General features: G+C 73.2%; 14 protein-coding genes and 1 tRNA gene. 6 read left to right on the top strand and 9 right to left on the bottom strand.

Annotated features, from left to right (window positions below; translation table 11 throughout):
* The first annotated feature begins 78 nt into the window (after nt 1-78).
* Complete coding sequence (locus OG381_RS19080; protein WP_327717293.1) at nt 79-1362, top strand: M6 family metalloprotease domain-containing protein; 1284 nt, start codon at nt 79-81, stop codon at nt 1360-1362.
* 332 nt (nt 1363-1694) lie between these two features.
* Here OG381_RS19080 and OG381_RS19075 read toward each other — a convergent pair.
* The 7 genes from OG381_RS19075 to OG381_RS19045 form a co-directional block, all read right to left on the bottom strand.
* Nucleotides 1695-1768 (bottom strand) — tRNA-Lys (locus OG381_RS19075).
* The gene (locus OG381_RS19070) at nt 1759-2355 is read right to left on the bottom strand and encodes a bifunctional DNA primase/polymerase (protein WP_327717292.1); all 597 of its coding nucleotides are present in this window, start codon (nt 2353-2355) and stop codon (nt 1759-1761) included. Before OG381_RS19070 ends, OG381_RS19075 begins: the two co-directional genes overlap by 10 nt.
* A gap of 107 nt (nt 2356-2462) precedes the next feature.
* On the bottom strand, nt 2463-2828 hold the full coding sequence (locus OG381_RS19065) for a hypothetical protein (RefSeq protein ID WP_307030248.1): 366 nt from the start codon (nt 2826-2828) through the stop codon (nt 2463-2465).
* A 350-nt stretch (nt 2829-3178) separates the two neighbouring features.
* Complete coding sequence (locus OG381_RS19060; RefSeq protein WP_327717291.1) at nt 3179-4513, bottom strand: AAA domain-containing protein; 1335 nt, start codon at nt 4511-4513, stop codon at nt 3179-3181.
* A complete protein-coding gene (locus OG381_RS19055) occupies nt 4510-6111 on the bottom strand; it encodes a hypothetical protein (RefSeq protein WP_327717290.1) in 1602 nt (533 codons plus the stop codon). Before OG381_RS19055 ends, OG381_RS19060 begins: the two co-directional genes overlap by 4 nt.
* The gene (locus OG381_RS19050) at nt 6102-7268 is read right to left on the bottom strand and encodes a hypothetical protein (RefSeq protein ID WP_327717289.1); all 1167 of its coding nucleotides are present in this window, start codon (nt 7266-7268) and stop codon (nt 6102-6104) included. Before OG381_RS19050 ends, OG381_RS19055 begins: the two co-directional genes overlap by 10 nt.
* Nucleotides 7219-8172 carry a phosphatase PAP2 family protein gene (locus OG381_RS19045; RefSeq protein WP_327717288.1) on the bottom strand — a complete coding sequence of 318 codons (954 nt, stop codon included), beginning with the start codon at nt 8170-8172 and terminating at the stop codon, nt 7219-7221. Before OG381_RS19045 ends, OG381_RS19050 begins: the two co-directional genes overlap by 50 nt.
* Before the next feature lie 190 nt (nt 8173-8362).
* Between OG381_RS19045 and OG381_RS19040 the strand changes: the two genes are divergently transcribed.
* On the top strand, nt 8363-8959 hold the full coding sequence (locus OG381_RS19040; RefSeq protein ID WP_327717287.1) for a histidine phosphatase family protein: 597 nt from the start codon (nt 8363-8365) through the stop codon (nt 8957-8959).
* Here the strand turns inward: OG381_RS19040 and OG381_RS19035 are convergent.
* Nucleotides 8956-10431 (bottom strand): hypothetical protein, encoded by a 1476-nt coding sequence (locus OG381_RS19035; RefSeq protein ID WP_327717286.1) that lies wholly within the window; start codon nt 10429-10431, stop codon nt 8956-8958. The two genes, OG381_RS19040 and OG381_RS19035, sit on opposite strands and share 4 nt — an antisense overlap.
* Before the next feature lie 289 nt (nt 10432-10720).
* On the opposite strand from OG381_RS19035, the gene OG381_RS19030 reads away from it, so the two are divergent.
* Both OG381_RS19030 and OG381_RS19025 read left to right on the top strand, forming a co-directional pair.
* A complete protein-coding gene (locus OG381_RS19030; protein ID WP_327717285.1) occupies nt 10721-11134 on the top strand; it encodes a hypothetical protein in 414 nt (137 codons plus the stop codon).
* Between the two features lie 36 nt (nt 11135-11170).
* Nucleotides 11171-12040: a spermidine synthase gene (locus OG381_RS19025; protein WP_327717284.1), complete on the top strand. Its 870-nt coding sequence runs from the start codon at nt 11171-11173 to the stop codon at nt 12038-12040.
* 30 nt (nt 12041-12070) lie between these two features.
* On the opposite strand, the gene OG381_RS19020 is transcribed toward OG381_RS19025, so the two are convergent.
* Nucleotides 12071-12580, bottom strand: coding sequence for a hypothetical protein (locus OG381_RS19020; protein WP_327717283.1), 510 nt, complete (start codon nt 12578-12580; stop codon nt 12071-12073).
* 99 nt (nt 12581-12679) lie between these two features.
* On the opposite strand from OG381_RS19020, the gene OG381_RS19015 reads away from it, so the two are divergent.
* Nucleotides 12680-13369, top strand: coding sequence for a response regulator transcription factor (locus tag OG381_RS19015; RefSeq protein WP_327717282.1), 690 nt, complete (start codon nt 12680-12682; stop codon nt 13367-13369).
* The gene (locus OG381_RS19010; protein ID WP_327717281.1) at nt 13366-14772 is read left to right on the top strand and encodes a HAMP domain-containing sensor histidine kinase; all 1407 of its coding nucleotides are present in this window, start codon (nt 13366-13368) and stop codon (nt 14770-14772) included. Before OG381_RS19015 ends, OG381_RS19010 begins: the two co-directional genes overlap by 4 nt.
* Nucleotides 14773-14809 lie beyond the last annotated feature (37 nt).

Below are 14809 nucleotides of genomic sequence, written 5' to 3'. Positions count from 1 at the left end.
GACGGTTCTTCGCCGTACTCACTCGTCTGGTGCAGACAAACAGGGCGTAGTACGACAATCTCACACAGGCTGGGTGCGGTGTCCCGCGAACCGCACCCGGAGGTCTCTGTGCCGCGCCCTTTCCAGCGCCCTCGACTGCGCAGCACCGCGGCCTTGTTCACCACCATGTCGGCTTTGGCCGCCACCTCTCTCATCACCGGTCCGTCGGCCGCCGAACCCTTCTCGGCCGAACCCTGTGCCCTGACCCGCACTCAGGCGCACCACTCCGAGGGTCTGGACACCTGGAACACCGCCTATCCGCGCCCGGCCCGCGCGCTGGACGCGGTGATGGTGTTCCTGTCCTTCCCGGACGCGACCCCGCGCACCACGCCCGACGAACTGGCCGCCGACCACTTCCCGGCCACCAGCCGCTTCTTCGAACAGGCCTCCTACGGCAAGTTCACGCTGCGCCCGCATCCGCTGCGGCAGTGGATCCGGATGCCGCAGCCGTCCACGGCGTACGCCATACAGCGCGACTGGAGCGCGTCCCACCGCGCCGCCTATCTGCGCGACGCGCTGACCGCGGTGGACGGGCTGGTGGATTTCTCCCGGTACGACGTCGTCTACTTCGTCGCCGATCCGGACGCGCCCGGCGTGGACTCCGACGCGACGAAGGTCGTCAACCTGGACGTCCCGTTGCGGGCCGACGGCACGGACATCCGCCGGGTCGTCACGGTCTTCGAGCAGCATCCGCCGGACCGGCTGGTGCTCGCTCATGAGACCGGTCATGTCTTCGACCTGCCCGATCTCTACCACCGCCCCGTGGACGGGAAGGGGGACTGGGACACGTTCGTCGGCGACTGGGACCTGATGGGCAGCCAGTTCGGACTCTCGCCGGACCTGTTCGCCTGGCACAAGTGGAAGCTGGGCTGGCTGGAGCCGCGGCAGGTGGCGTGTGTGCGGGGCTCGACACGGCTGACGCTGGAGCCGCTCGGGGCGGGTGCGGGCGCGGGCGCCGGTACGGCAGGGGCGGCTTCCTTCGGCCTGGGCCGCGGCACCAAGCTCGCGGTGGTCAGGACCGGGCCCGACAGTGCCCTCGGCTTCGAGGCGCGCGGCGCGGTCGGCAACGACACGGCGACCTGCCGCGAGGGCGTGCTCGTCTACCGCGTGAACGCCGGCTCCCCCTCTGGTGGCGGCCCGGTCCAGGTCCTCGACGCCCACCCCCGCACCGAGGCCTGCTGGGAAACCTCGGTCTACCCACCCCTCGCGGACGCCCCCGTCGCCCTAGGCGAAAGCTTCACGGTGCCGGGCACAGACGTACGAGTGGAGGTGGAGGACCGCACGGCTTCGGGACAGTGGACGGTGCGGATCGCGACCCGGTGAGCTCCCGGGCGACGGCCACTGCGGTCGGCCGAACGGGGGTGTGAGCGGCGGAGCCCCCACCACGCGCGGCGAAGCCGCGAAGAAATGACGACAGCGAGGCCGGTTCGCGCTTTCCGCGCCGGAGAGATCTCGCCCGCCCATGACGAAGGCCCCCCACCTGAGTGAGAGGCCTTCGTTGTCTGTGCGCCGCCAGGGACTCGAACCCCGGACCCGCTGATGCTGTATCCCCCGGGGGACAACCCCCGGACCCCCGGCCGCCTCTGCCGCGCCGGAGAGATCTCGCCCGCCCATGACGAAGGCCCCCCACCTGAGTGAGAGGCCTTCGTTGTCTGTGCGCCGCCAGGGACTCGAACCCCGGACCCGCTGATTAAGAGTCAGCTGCTCTAACCAACTGAGCTAGCGGCGCCTGCTGACGTCGTAGACCTTAGCATCCTGATCGGCGGGAGGAAAAATCGATATCCGCACGGCAGCGCGGGCCGCTCGGACGGCCGCCCACAGCAGGATCTCGGGGCCCGGCAGCCAGGGGTGGCGGGTGTCGGGGGCGACGAGCCAGCGGCTGTCGAACGGGGTCGGGGCGGCCTCCGTCGGCCTCGGGGCGGGGACGGTCACCGCGTCTCCGGCGCCATGGCACAGCAGCGGCGGAACCGCTCCCGTACGGCCGAACTCCTCCCACCGCAGCAGCGAGGGCAGCCGATGCGCCGTGCCCGGCGCGGCGAACAGCAGGGTCCGCCCACGGAACACCGCGACCGGCCCCGAGCCCGGCCCCTCGCCCCACAGCTGGTCGAGCATCCGGCGCCCGAAGATCGCGGGCACGCTCACGACGTCGAAGGCGGTACCGCAGGGCAGGACGACGGGCGCGCCCGGCCGGTCCCTCCACAGGGCCAGCGTGCTCCGCGGATACGTTCCTGCCGAGGCGAGCCACTCGGCCCCGTCCGGGGTGACGCCGTAGACGTCGGAACGGTCGGCGAAGAGCTCCTTGCGTGTGTCGCTCATGCCTCAAGGTGTACCGGGCGTGAGCGTGCCGTTTCGGAGGGTTGCCGGAAACCGGGACAGGGGAGGGTGCGGGGGAGTATCTTGCCCGCCTGGCATATGCCAGAGCTTTACGCAGGGTCGATGGTGCCCCGGCCCTCGGCACCCCGCATCAGGTCCCGGCCGAACTCGATCATCTTCTTGGCATAGTCCTCGGTCCACTCGGCCCGTTCCGCGATGTCCGCCGCCGTCAGCCGGTCGAACCGCCGCGGGTCCGCGAGCTGGGCCGCCGCGAGCGCCTGGAACTCCACGGCACGGTCCGTCGCCGCGCGGAAGGCATGCGTCAGCTCCGTCGCCCGGGCCAGCAGCGCCCGGGGATCGTCGATGGACTCCAGGTCGAAGAAGTGCTCCGGATCGGAGGCCACCTCCGCGGGCTCGAAGAGCAGGGGCGCGGGGCGTAGCCGCGGTTCGTGCCGACGCGGCGTGGGCTCCGCCATGTCTTCTCCTCCTCGTACGTTGCCGATGACCCGCCCGTCGGGAGTGGGCCGTCGTCCATTGTCTCGTGGCCGCGCAAGAGCGCGGCAAAGCCAGCTCAAGGCCTCCAGCTCACCTTGTGTTCCCGGCGAGGGGCGGCACTGGCCTCGTCGCCTGCCACACACGTGCTGTAGCGGTAGCTCAAGGGCGCCACCCGACCCGGTGTTCCGCGAGACGCGCCAGCACCGCGTGGTTCGCCTCCCAGCCGTCGGGGCTGTATTCATCAGCCGCCTCCGGCGGCGTGCCGGACTCCGTCCGGCGAGGGGTGGCACTGGCCTCGCCGTTTGCCGCGCAGGTGCCGTAGGGCGGCAGCTCAAGGGCGCCATCCGACTCGGTGTTCCGCCAGACGCGCCAGCACCGCGTGGTTCGCCTCCCAGCCGTCCGGGAACTTCACCACCGTCCCCAGCTGCACCGGTTCCGTCGACGGATAGTCGTCCAGCAGTTCGCTCACGCCCGCCCGGCAGACCACGATGCACGCGTGCCGGTGGCGGGAGGCGAGGACGCAGAGGCGGCCCGTCTCCAGGTGGAAGGCGGTGGCGTCGGGGCGGCCGGAGAGGGGGTGCAGGACGACCGTGACGTCGTACTCGCGGCCCTGGAGACGGTTCGCCGTGTCGACCGTCACCTCCGTGACGCCCAGCTCGGCGAGGGCCGCGCGGACGGCCGCCGCCTGGTCGCGGTGGGCCGTGCCGACGGCGACACGGTCGGCGGTGAGGGGCGCCGGGTCCGGTGAGCGCTCCGAGGTCGCCGCGCCACCCCGGTCCAGCAGCCGGCGCACGACCGTCGCCACCGCCCGCACCGCCTCCGGATCGGTGCGCGGAGTGTGCCGCGCGGGCAACTCCAGCAGGCCCCAGCCCGACCGGGCCGCCTCGTCGATCACCCGGTCGGGGCCGGAGCCGTCCGACGCGACCGCGAAGGCGAGGCTCCGGTCACCGTGGTCCGTGCCGCTGCGGAACGGCGTGAACGGGTAGAACGCGTCGGAGACCAGCTGTGCCGCCGACGCCGGGAGCCGCCAGGACACCGGGAGGCGGTGCTGCGGCAGCTCCGGGTTGTGGGCCAGCAGGGTCGTCACCGCCGACGCCGACGGGTCGTACGACAGCCCCGCCCACTGCTCGCTGCCCACGATCGCGAAGGGGTCCAGCTGCCCCGGGTCGCCCACGAACAAGGCCCGCTCGAACAGCCCGGCCACGGCCAGCAGCGAGTCCGAGCGCATCTGGTACGCCTCGTCGACGATCGCGTGCCGCCACGGCTCGTCGACCTTGACGTGCGCCCACTTCGCGGCGGTGGACAGGGTGACCGGGAGACCGGCCAGGTCCGCCGGTTTCGCCGACGTCCGTACGTTCGGCAGCTCGTCCAGCGCCTTGTCGTACGCGTCCGTGTCACTGCTGTGCAGACGGCCGACCGGCAGCTCCGGGTTCTTCTCCGCGAGCCGCAGCACCAGATCGTCGACCTGGGCGTTGGTCTGCGCGACGACGATCAGCGGGCGCCCCGCCTCGGCCAGTTCGAGTGCCGCGCGGACGACGAGCGTGGACTTGCCGGCACCGGGCGGGGAGTCGACGACGACACCGCGCCTGTCGCTGTGCAGGGTGTCGTGGAGGATCGCGTCGGTGGCCTGCGCGGCGGCCGTACCCGGGTCGAAGACCGTGGTCACAGAACATCCTCCTCGGTCATGCGGTCGGCGGCCTCCGTGACCGCCTCGCCGGGCGGCCCGCCGTGCGTCCAGGGCGTGGCCTCCGGGTCGGGCAGCTTCGCGCCGCCGCGCTGCTCGTGCTCGAAGAGGGTGAAGCAGAGCCGGTCGCCCTTCTCCGGCACGGACCCGGTCTCGGGCTCCTTGCCGCGGCCCATCTTGTCGAGGATCCGCAGGACGATCAGGGCGGCCTCCTCGCCCTCGCTCTCGTACCCGACGAACTCGGCCGTCTGCGGCTTGCCGCCCAGCGAGCGGTACACCTTCACGCGCTCCCCGAGGTAGGGCCGGTCGTCCGTGCGGACCGTGACGAGCGGGCGCGGGCTGGGCCGCTTGCCCTCGCTGTACGTCATCACGACGTCCGTGACCTCTCCCGCGAACGCCTCCCCGGACAGTCGCCGCCCCGCCATCACCAGCGGGTCGTCCAGGGCCTCCTGCGCCTCCAGACGGGCTTGCTCGCGCTCGCGCGTGGCGAGCTTGTTGGCGGCGGTGACCGCGTCGTCGCGGCGCGGCTGCGGGGGCTCGCCGGCCAGGACACGGTCGCGGTGGCTGGTGAAGGACCAGCGGTCCCGGGTCCAGCGCTCCTCGACGCGCGCGCCCTCGGGCAGCGTCCGCAGCAGGTCCAGGCCCCGCCACACCGCGTCCCAGGTGGGCCGGGTCCGGCTCTCGACCAGCTTCCTGATCTCCCGCTCGGCGGTGGTGAGTTCCCCGAGCCGGTCGTCCGCCTCCAGTCCGTCCTCGGCGGCGGCGAGGGCGGTACGCGCGCGGTCGTAGCGCTCGATGGCCGGGGCGAGCAGTTTGTTGTCGAACGCCGGGTCGGTGGCGGGACCGGCCGGCGGGTGCAGCAGCTGCCCCTTCGCGTCCCGGCCGAGCTCGGCCTCCAGGGCGGCCTCGGCGCCTGTCCTGCCCTCCGGCGGGTCGATCCAGGCGAGCAGCGCGCCCAGGTGCTGGTCCTCCAGGGTGGACTGGCCGGTCGCCCAGTGCCGGGACAGGACCTCCGTCGCGGCGAGCAGCAGGGAGGAGCCGGGGACCCGCGCCCGCTCCCCGAAGTGGGTCAGCCACCGGCCCAGCAACGGCACGTGCGGTGGTGCGGGATGCGGGGACTCGGGGTCCTGCTCGGCCGTACGCCGAAAACGCATCGAGCGGCCCAGCAGCCGTACGAGGTCGATGCCCGCGCGGCTCGGCACGATCAGCTGCGGGGCGTCCGCGCACAGCTCGACCTCGACCTTGACCCGCTTGCCGGTCTCCGGATCGGTCTCGTTGCGCTCGGCCGCCTCGACGGCCTCCGCGCAGGTGTCGATGTACGGCAGCACGATGTCCGCCAGCTCGGCCAGGAACGCGAACCGCAGATCGCGGTCGCGGGGCTGCGGTACGACGAGGAGGCGCGGGGCGTCCCGGTCGGTGCCGACGAGCGCGCCGAGCGGGGCGCCGGCCTCACCGGCGGTGGTGAGCGGCACGAGGACGAGGGGGCGGTCGGAGAGGTGCCGGTGCCGGACCGTGGCGGAGGGCTGGGCGCGGCCGGTGGTGACGGCTTCCAGGCGGGCGAGGGTGGTGATCAGTGACATGCCGGTGCCTCCGGCGCGGTCGCTCCCGGCGCCATGGCGCTCAGCGCCTCGGCCCGCAGCCGCGCGGCTCTGCGCAGGGCGGCCACCGCCGGGTCCTCGGCGTCCCCGGCCTCTCCCCGGGCCGCGGCCAGGACGTCCGGCACGGTGGTCAGGCCGCCGAGCTCGGCCCGCACGGACCGGCCCAGGGACGTCACCGCGCCGGCCGCGCGGGAGCGGTCACGGCAGTGGAAGGCCAGTTCGCACGCGGCCAGGCACTCGGGCGCGTACGTCGCCGGGACCGACTCGACGGCCGCCGTCAGCTCCTCTGCGGGCCGGGCGGGGTCGAAGCAGGTGCCCTCGGGGAGCGTCTCGGCGATGTCCTGGACACGGGTGAGGCGGGCCAGCTGGCGCCCGGTCACCGCGCGCTGCTTGCGGATGTCGACGGCGGAGGCGGTGGGCAGGTTGGAGAAGTCCTTGGGGCAGACGAGAAGCACCCGGTCGCGCACCTCGGGAGCGGGGGCGCTTTCCTGGGTGAGACGCGCCGCGACCTGCTCCAGCGCCAGCACGTACACCGCCGCCTGCCGCGCCGCCGCGCCCACCTTCGCCGGGTCCGCCGAACCGTCCAGCATCGGGAACGACTTGATCTCCACGACCGTCCACGTGCCGTCCGGGTGCACGACCACCGCGTCCGGCTCCAGGAAGGCGGGGGAGCCCGCGACGTCCAGCGCGAGCATCGGGTGGTCGAGCAGGGTCCACTCGCCGACCGCCTCGGTGGCCTCGCGCAGCGCCAGCGCCGTCCGGGCCGTGCGCCCCTCGGGGCCGATCGCGGTCAGCTCCGGCACCCGCGCGTGGGCGGGCGGCTCGGCGGACCGGTCCAGCCGCTCGTGGACCAGGCGCAGCAGCTCCGCGCCGCCGTCCGCCTTCACCTTCGCCTCGAACGCGTTGCCCCGAGTGAGCGCGAACTGCGACTGGCCGAACGCCGACGGCGAGCCGAGTGCGCCCGCCAATGCCGCCTTGTTCACCCCGGCGCCGTCCAGGATCGCGCGCCGTCTGCAGCCCGGGTTGGCGGCGAGGGCGGCCAGGGCGCGGGCATCCAGCGCCTTGGCCGGTACGTCGGGGCCGCGCAGCTCAGCGAGCTGTTGCCGGAGCGCCGTCCCCCGCTTCCGTGGGGGAGGCACTCGGCTCGGTTCCTGGTGCGAACCGTGTCTCGCGCTGCCGTGGAATTCGCTCACCCGCGGAAGTCTGGCATCCGGCACTGACAATTGAGGCCTGTGCGGCGGGAGTGCTCGCCGCGGCAGGCGCGAGGACCACCGCCGCGCGCGCCTTGAACCGGTCCGCGCCGCGCAGCACCAACGGGGCGAGCAGCAGGCCGACACCCATGACGGCGGCGCCCGCGACGGCGTCGAGGAAGTAGTGGTTGGCGGTGCCCATCACCACGATCGTGGTGATCAGCGGGTAGGCGACACCCAGAGCCTTCGTCGTACGCGTGCCGCCGTAGCGCCACAGCATGACTCCGCACCACAGGGCCCAGCCCACATGCAGGCTCGGCATGGCCGCGTACTGGTTCGTCATGCCGCCCATGCCCCGGGGCGCGCTCGCCTCGCCGCCCCACCAGCCGTACGAGCTGTACTGGGCCATCGTGTCGACGAAGCCGTAGCTCTCCGACAGCAGCCGGGGCGGGCAGGTCGGCAGCAGGGTGAAGCCGATCAGGCCGATGAACGTCGAGGTCATCAGCCAGGTGCGGGCCGCGCGGTACTGCACCGTGCGGGAGCGGAACAGCCAGATGAGGATCACGGGGGTGACCAGGTAGTGCAGCGACGCGTACCAGAAGTCGGCCGGTACGCCGATCCAGGTCTCGTTGGTGAACAGGCGGTTGAGGGGGTGCTCCGCGTTGATGTGGAGGAACTTCTCCACCTTCAGGATCGCCAGACCGTGGTCGACGGCGTGCGTGACGTCGCCCCGCGCGAGGAGCCGGCCCGCCGAGTAGCAGGCGTACACCAGGAGGATCAGCGGCAGCTCCGTCCACCAGCGCAGACGGGTTTGCGAGGCAGCCTCGGTGCCTGGTGTCTCGGCGTGCGGCATCCGATCGCCTCCCCCTTCTTGTTGCGGCGTCCGGTTGCCCGGTCTTACCACTTTACGGTGTATGTGTTTGTCCCTGTTGAGGGCCCCCGGCCCTCTAGGACGCTGAGATCGCCCGCCGGGTTGCCCCCGCACAGCGTGCGGGATGATGGGTGCGGCCCGCCCGCATTTTCCTTGAAAGGTCCCTCCGCTCATGGCACCGCGCATCCTGCTGGCCCGGCACGGACAGACCGAATGGTCGCTGGTCGGGAAACATACCGGCAGGACCGATGTGCCGCTCCTGGAGGAGGGGCGCAGGGGCGCCAAACTACTCGGTGAGCGGCTGCACCGGGCGCCGCTCGACGGTCTGCCCGGGGTCGAGGTGCGCACCAGTCCGCTGGCACGCGCGCGTGAGACGTGCGAGATCGCCGGGTTCAAGGAGCGCGCGAGCGAGTGGGACACGCTCCTCGAGTGGGACTACGGCGCGTACGAGGGCATGACCCCGGCCGACATCCACGCCGTCCGCCCCGGCTGGCTCATCTGGCGCGACGGGGTGCCCGGGGGCGAGACGCTCGCCGAGGTGACGGCCCGCGCGGACGAGGTGGTCGCCTGGGCCCGCGAGGCGGACCGGGACGTCCTGGTCTTCGCGCACGGGCACATCCTGCGGTCCATAGGCGCACGCTGGCTGGGGCTGCCGCTCGACTTCGCCGCGCGGATCCGGCTGAACCCGACGTCGCTGTCGGTCCTGGGCTGGGCCTACGGCGAGCCGGCGATCGAGAGCTGGAACGACCTGGGGCATCTGGCGGGCTAGGCCGATCTCGGCACGCTCGCGTGCCGCTCCAGGAAGGTGGAGACCCCCGACGCCCTGCGGTGCGGCAGCAGCACCCGCGCCGTCCCCGCCAGCATCGACTGGATCCGTGACGACTGCACCTGGCCCAGCAGGTCCAGGACGCGCATCCCCGCCGCCGAGGCCTCGTCGGGCCGGCCGCCACGGGCCAGGTCGTCCGCCAGTTCGGCCGTGTACAGGGCGATGTTCCGGCTGAAGTGGGGGTCCTGCAGCTCGGCCGCGCGGTGCGCGTGGCGGGCCGCCCGCGGCCAGTCGCCCAGCGTCGACCAGCACTGCGCCTCCAGGCCCTCCAGTTCGGCCTCGCCGTAGAAGCTCATCCACTCGGGGTCGGCGTCCGAGGGGCCGCGGTCGAAGAGGGCCTGGGCGCGGGCCAGCGCCTGTTCGCAGCCGGTGCGGTCGGCGAGCCCCGCCCAGCCGCCCGCCTCGCGCAGCGCGAGCAGCGACATCAGCCGCGCGGAGCCCAGCGGACGCCCGACGCGCTGCGCGGCCTGCGCGGCGCGCAACGCCTCCCGCGGGCGCCCCGCGTCACGGGCGAGGAACGCCATGTTGCAGAAGGCGTGCGACTCCAGGGCGGCGTCGCCGGTCATCCGGGCGGTCGCGAGCGCCTCCGCGTAGTGCGAACGCGCGTCGTCGTACCGCCCCGAGTCGTGTGCCAGCCAGCCCACCGAGATGGCGAGCTCGCCCGCGCCCGAGTGCAGGCGGTCGGCGGTCGTCTGCCGGGTGGCTCCGGCGTCCAGCAGCGCGTAGGCGGCGCGCAGCGGCGTCGCCGCGCGCCGGTACAGCCCGTCGGCGCCGTGCCGGTCGTCCAGCAGCCGGATCCTGCGGACCGCTTCGTCCAGGGCGTCCACATCGCCCGCCCCCACCCGGCGGACAGGACGTCCCGCGGCCGCGGCGACGGGGGTCCCCCCGCCCGAGCCGATTCGAGGGTGGGGGACGGTGAGCCCGATGGGCGTCAGTGAGGCGGCGGCCACCGTGGCGCCCCCGCCGGTCATGAATGCGCGACGCAGCACGTCGCTCTCCTCGTTGTCGTACGTCTCGTAGGGGTCCTGCGTGTCATACGGCTCGCCCGCCCCCCGTGTCTCACCCGCGGCGTGCACGGGAGTCGAGACGCATGCCGGGGGCGCGACCTCGGTGGTGCGCGCCCCGCGTCCGCGTACGGACGAGCGGGGGGCGAACCCCAGGTCGGTGAGCGTGCGGCCGGGGAACATGTGCAGGAACACCCGTTCGTACGCGTAGTTGGGGCAGCGGATCTCACCCGCCTCGACCCGGCCCACATAGCGCGCGTCACAGCTGACCCGCTCGCCGATCTCGCGGGCGGCCCGGCGCACCGCCGCGGCGAACTCGGCCGGGGAGCGCTGTCCGCGCAACTCCCGGAACGCGATGTTCGGCCGCGGTGGCCTGGGGTACTGGGACGAGGTCATCGTTGACGACGCCATGGCCGGGTCCTCTCGTGCGAACCGTCGAACCATGCCGGATTCGGGGTGAGTTATGCGTGTGACACCCTGTTTCCAGCGGGCATGAACGTACCCGCTGTGCCCGACCCGCCACGCAGGGTTTGGCTACAAACCGGATATCTCATCCGAGATCTGCCATGAACTGCCATCCTTTGTGGCTGACTTGCGCCGTAGCCGTTGACGCTCCCGGGCGTTGAACTCCACAGGACCGGGAGCCGCCCGACTCCCGTACTCGCTCGTTTCGAGGAGGGGTTCCGTGGTGGAGGCCGGGATGGAGACCAGGCAGAGCATCGACGTGTGTGCGCCGCTGACGCGGGGCGGCGAACCGCCGGCCCCGGAGGCCGGGTGCGACCTCGTCACAGTGCCGACCCGGCAGGGCCTGGAGGCCGTCGACATCCTGCGGCGCGGGGCGGGGGACGCGGTGGGGCCGGTCCTCCACGACGACGGCGGCGACACCCTCGGCTTCGTGGTCCCGCCGGGCACGGCCGCCGCGTGGGACGTCCCGGGCAGCACCTGTACGGAGACCGACGGGCGGGGACTGCGGCTGAACCCCGAGCCTCCGGTGGAGGGCTCGGACTGGCTGCTGCCACCGGGCGAGGCCGACCTGGCGACGGACCCGGCGGTGCTGCGGGCGGCGCTGGGGGAGGCGGCGCGGTTGATCGAGGCGGCGGACAACTGCCGCTGAGCGGCACGACCGCCCGCCGCTTGCGACAATGCCCCCATGGGAAAGTCCAGGAGCGGCCGGCGCGGCCAGGCGGTCGCCGAAGCTGTCGTAGAAGCCGTCGACGGCGGCCTCGCCGAGCTCATACCCGACCGGGAGCGCGCGCGTGCCTGGACGCTGCTGATCGACGGGGCACCGCAGTCACACCTCGACCTGGACGACCCGGCGTACCTCTCCTTCGAGTACCAGCGCCGCCTCGGGCATGTCATCGACCTGGTCGCGCCGCCCGGTAAGCCCGTCCACGCCGTGCACCTCGGCGGAGGGGCGTTCACCCTCGCCCGGTACGTCGCCGCCACCCGCCCCCGCTCCACCCAGCAGGTCGTGGAGCGCGACGCGGCCCTCGTCCAACTGGTCCGCCGAGAGCTGCCGTTGGACCCGAACGCCCGGATCAGGGTGCGCTCGACGGACGCCCGCGAAGGGCTCGCCAAGGTGCCCGACGGCTGGGCCGACCTCGTCATCGCGGATGTGTTCAGCGGGGCCCGCACGCCGGCCCACCTGACCTCGACGGAGTTCCTCGACGAGGTCCGCAGGGCCCTCAAGCCCTCCGCCGTGTACGCCGCCAACCTCGCCGACGGCCCCCCGCTCGCCCATCTGCGCGGCCAGATCGCCACGGCAGCCGCCCGCTTCGAGCACCTCGCGCTGATCGCCGACCCGACGGTCCTGCGCGGCAAACGCTTCGGCAACGCGGTCCTGGTCGCCTCCGACGCCCCGCTCCCCGTCCCCGAACTCACCCGCCGGGCCGCCTCCGACCCCCACCCCGGCCGCCTCGAACACGGCAAGTCCCTCACCGACTTCACGGGAGGGGCCGTACCGGTGACGGACGCCGCGGCGGTCGCGTCACCCGCGCCGCCGCCGTCGGTCTTCCGCTAGCGGGCCCTGCGACAGGTACCCGCTGATACGTCAGTACGTCCCCACCTCGACGCGAGGCGCGCTGTCGTGCCAGGTGCAGAACACCGACACCCGGTCCGCGCCCGAGGCGAACTCCACCCGGATCCACGTCTCCGTCTTCCACACCTGCATCGACCAGCCCGCGCCCGGAGTCGCCGACACGAGGGTCGCGGAGGTCTTGCCGAGGTCGAAAACCGCGCGACCGCCCTCGGTGTCGTAGCTCTTGACCTGGCCCGACGCGGAGGGGGAGGGGCTGGGGGTCGTCGTCGGTGTCTTCGAGGGGGACGGCGCCGGGGTGCGGGACGGTGTGCGCGACGGGCTCGCCGACGGTGTCGACCGCGCCGTCGACGACGCCAGCGGCCTGGACTCCTGGGTCGTCGCGTCGGCGGCCGTGATCGGCAGGGCGCGCGGCGGGTCGTAGGCGGTGCCCGCCATCACCGTGTGGACGCCCCACCACGACAGCGTGACCGCCGCGCCCGTGGCGAGCGACCACGCCAGTACGTGTAGGAGTCCTCTGCGCATCGCGGCCATACTGCCTCACCCGTCCCCCGTGTTGTCCACAGGTGTGAGTTGTCCACAGGCGCCGGATGGGGCTCCCCGGCATGGCGTACGGTGCGGCGCATGGCAAGTGTGCTCGTGGTCGAGGACGACCAGTTCGTACGCTCGGCGCTGATCCGCCATCTCACCGACGCCGCCCACACGGTGCGCAGTGTCGGTACGGCGCTGGAGGCGCTGCGCGAGGTCGCCCACATCCGTTTCGACGTGGTCATCCTCGACCTCGGTCTGCCCGACCTGGACGGCTCCGAGGCGCTGAAGATGCTGCGCGGCATCACCGACGTCCCTGTGATCATCGCCACCGCCAGGGACGACGAGGCGGAGATCGTCCGGCTGCTGAACGCGGGCGCGGACGACTACCTGACCAAGCCGTTCTCCGTCGAGCACCTGTCCGCGCGGATGGCCGCCGTCCTGCGACGCTCCCGGGCCGTCGTCGGCGAGGCGCAGCCGGAGTCCGTGCTCCGGGTCGGCGGCCTCGTCGTCGACCCGCTGCGCCGCCAGGCCGAACTGGACGGTGACCGCCTCGACCTCACCCGCCGTGAGTTCGACCTGCTCGCCTTCCTCGCCGGCCGCCCCGGCGTCGTCGTCCCCCGCAAGGAACTCCTCGCCGAGGTGTGGCAGCAGTCCTACGGCGACGACCAGACCATCGACGTCCATCTGTCCTGGCTGCGCCGCAAGCTGGGCGAGACCGCCGCGCGACCCCGGTATCTGCACACCCTGCGGGGCGTCGGCGTGAAGCTGGAGCCGCCGCTGTGAGATGGGCACTCGTCAAGGTCTGCCTCGCCGTCACCACCATGGTCGTGGTCGCCTTCGCCGTCCCCCTCGGCCTGGTCATCAAGGAGATGGCCCGGGATCGCGCCTTCTCCAACGCCGAGCGCGAGGCCGCGGCCGTCGCGCCCGCCCTGTCCATCACCACCGACCGGGACCAGCTGGAGCGGGTCGTCGCCTCCGCCGGCTCGGAGGCCGAGATGGCCGTGCACATCCCGGCGGCTGCCGGCGCCCGGGCCGTCGACATCGGGCGGCAGCGCGCCGCCGACAGGGACATCGCGACCGTACGGAAGCTGGGCCGCGCCTCCACCAGCGAGGTGGACGGCGGCTCCACGCTGCTCCAGCCCGTCGCGCTCAGCTCCGGTGAGATCGCGGTCGTCGAGGTCTACGTCCCGCAGTCCGAGGTCGGCCACGGCGTCGCCACGGCATGGGCGGTGCTCGCCGGCGTCGGCCTCGCCCTGATCGTCGGCTCGGTCGCGGTCGCGGACCGGCTGGGCGTCCGGATGGTGCAGCCCGCCCAGCGGCTCGTCGAGGGCGCGCACGAACTGGGGGAGGGGAAGCTGGGCTGCCGGGTGCCCGAGGAGGGGCCGACCGAACTGCGGCTCGCGGCGGCGGCGTTCAACTCCATGGCCGACCAGGTCGTCCAACTCCTCGCGAACGAACGGGAGCTGGCGGCCGACCTGTCCCATCGTCTGCGGACACCCCTGACCGTGCTGCGCCTCAACACGGCCTCGCTCGGCGACGGGCCCGCCGCCGAGCAGACCCGGGCCGCGGTGGCCCAGCTGGAGCGCGAGGTCGACACGATCATCCGGACGGCGAGGGAGGCCAAGCCGCAGACCGCGGCCGCCGGGCCCGGCGCCGGATGCGATGCCGCCGAGGTGGTCCGGGAGCGGATGGCGTTCTGGTCGGCGCTCGCCGAGGACGAGGGGCGCAAGGTGCGGGTGGCCGGTGTGGAGCGGCCGGTGCGCATACCCGTGGCCCGCGCCGACCTCGCGGCGGCGCTGGACGCCCTGCTCGGCAATGTCTTCCGGCACACCCCCGAGGGCACCGCCTTCGCGGTCGACGTGCACAACGGCGAGGACGCGGTCATCGTGCTGGTCTCGGACGCGGGGCCCGGCATCCGCGACCCCGAGGCGGCGATGGCCCGTGGGCGGGGGTCCGGGAGCGCCGGGTCGACCGGGCTCGGCCTGGACATCGTGCGCCGGCTCGCGGAGGAGACCGGCGGGGACGTGCGGATCGGGGCGTCGGTGCTGGGCGGCACCGAGGTGCGGATCTGGATCCAGCCGGCCGGGCGCGAGCGCACACCCGGCCGGGGACACCGAGGGGGCGTACGACGCCGCCGGCGCGGCAGATTGGTCTCGACCTTTAACCGGTCCCGATCCCTTCCTTAAGCGCACCCTAAGATCCCGAACCCCCGTCCCGAACAGG

The organism is Streptomyces sp. NBC_00490 (assembly GCF_036013645.1).
Lineage (GTDB): Bacteria > Actinomycetota > Actinomycetes > Streptomycetales > Streptomycetaceae > Streptomyces > Streptomyces canus_F.
This window is presented reverse-complemented; position numbering and strand designations above follow the sequence as displayed.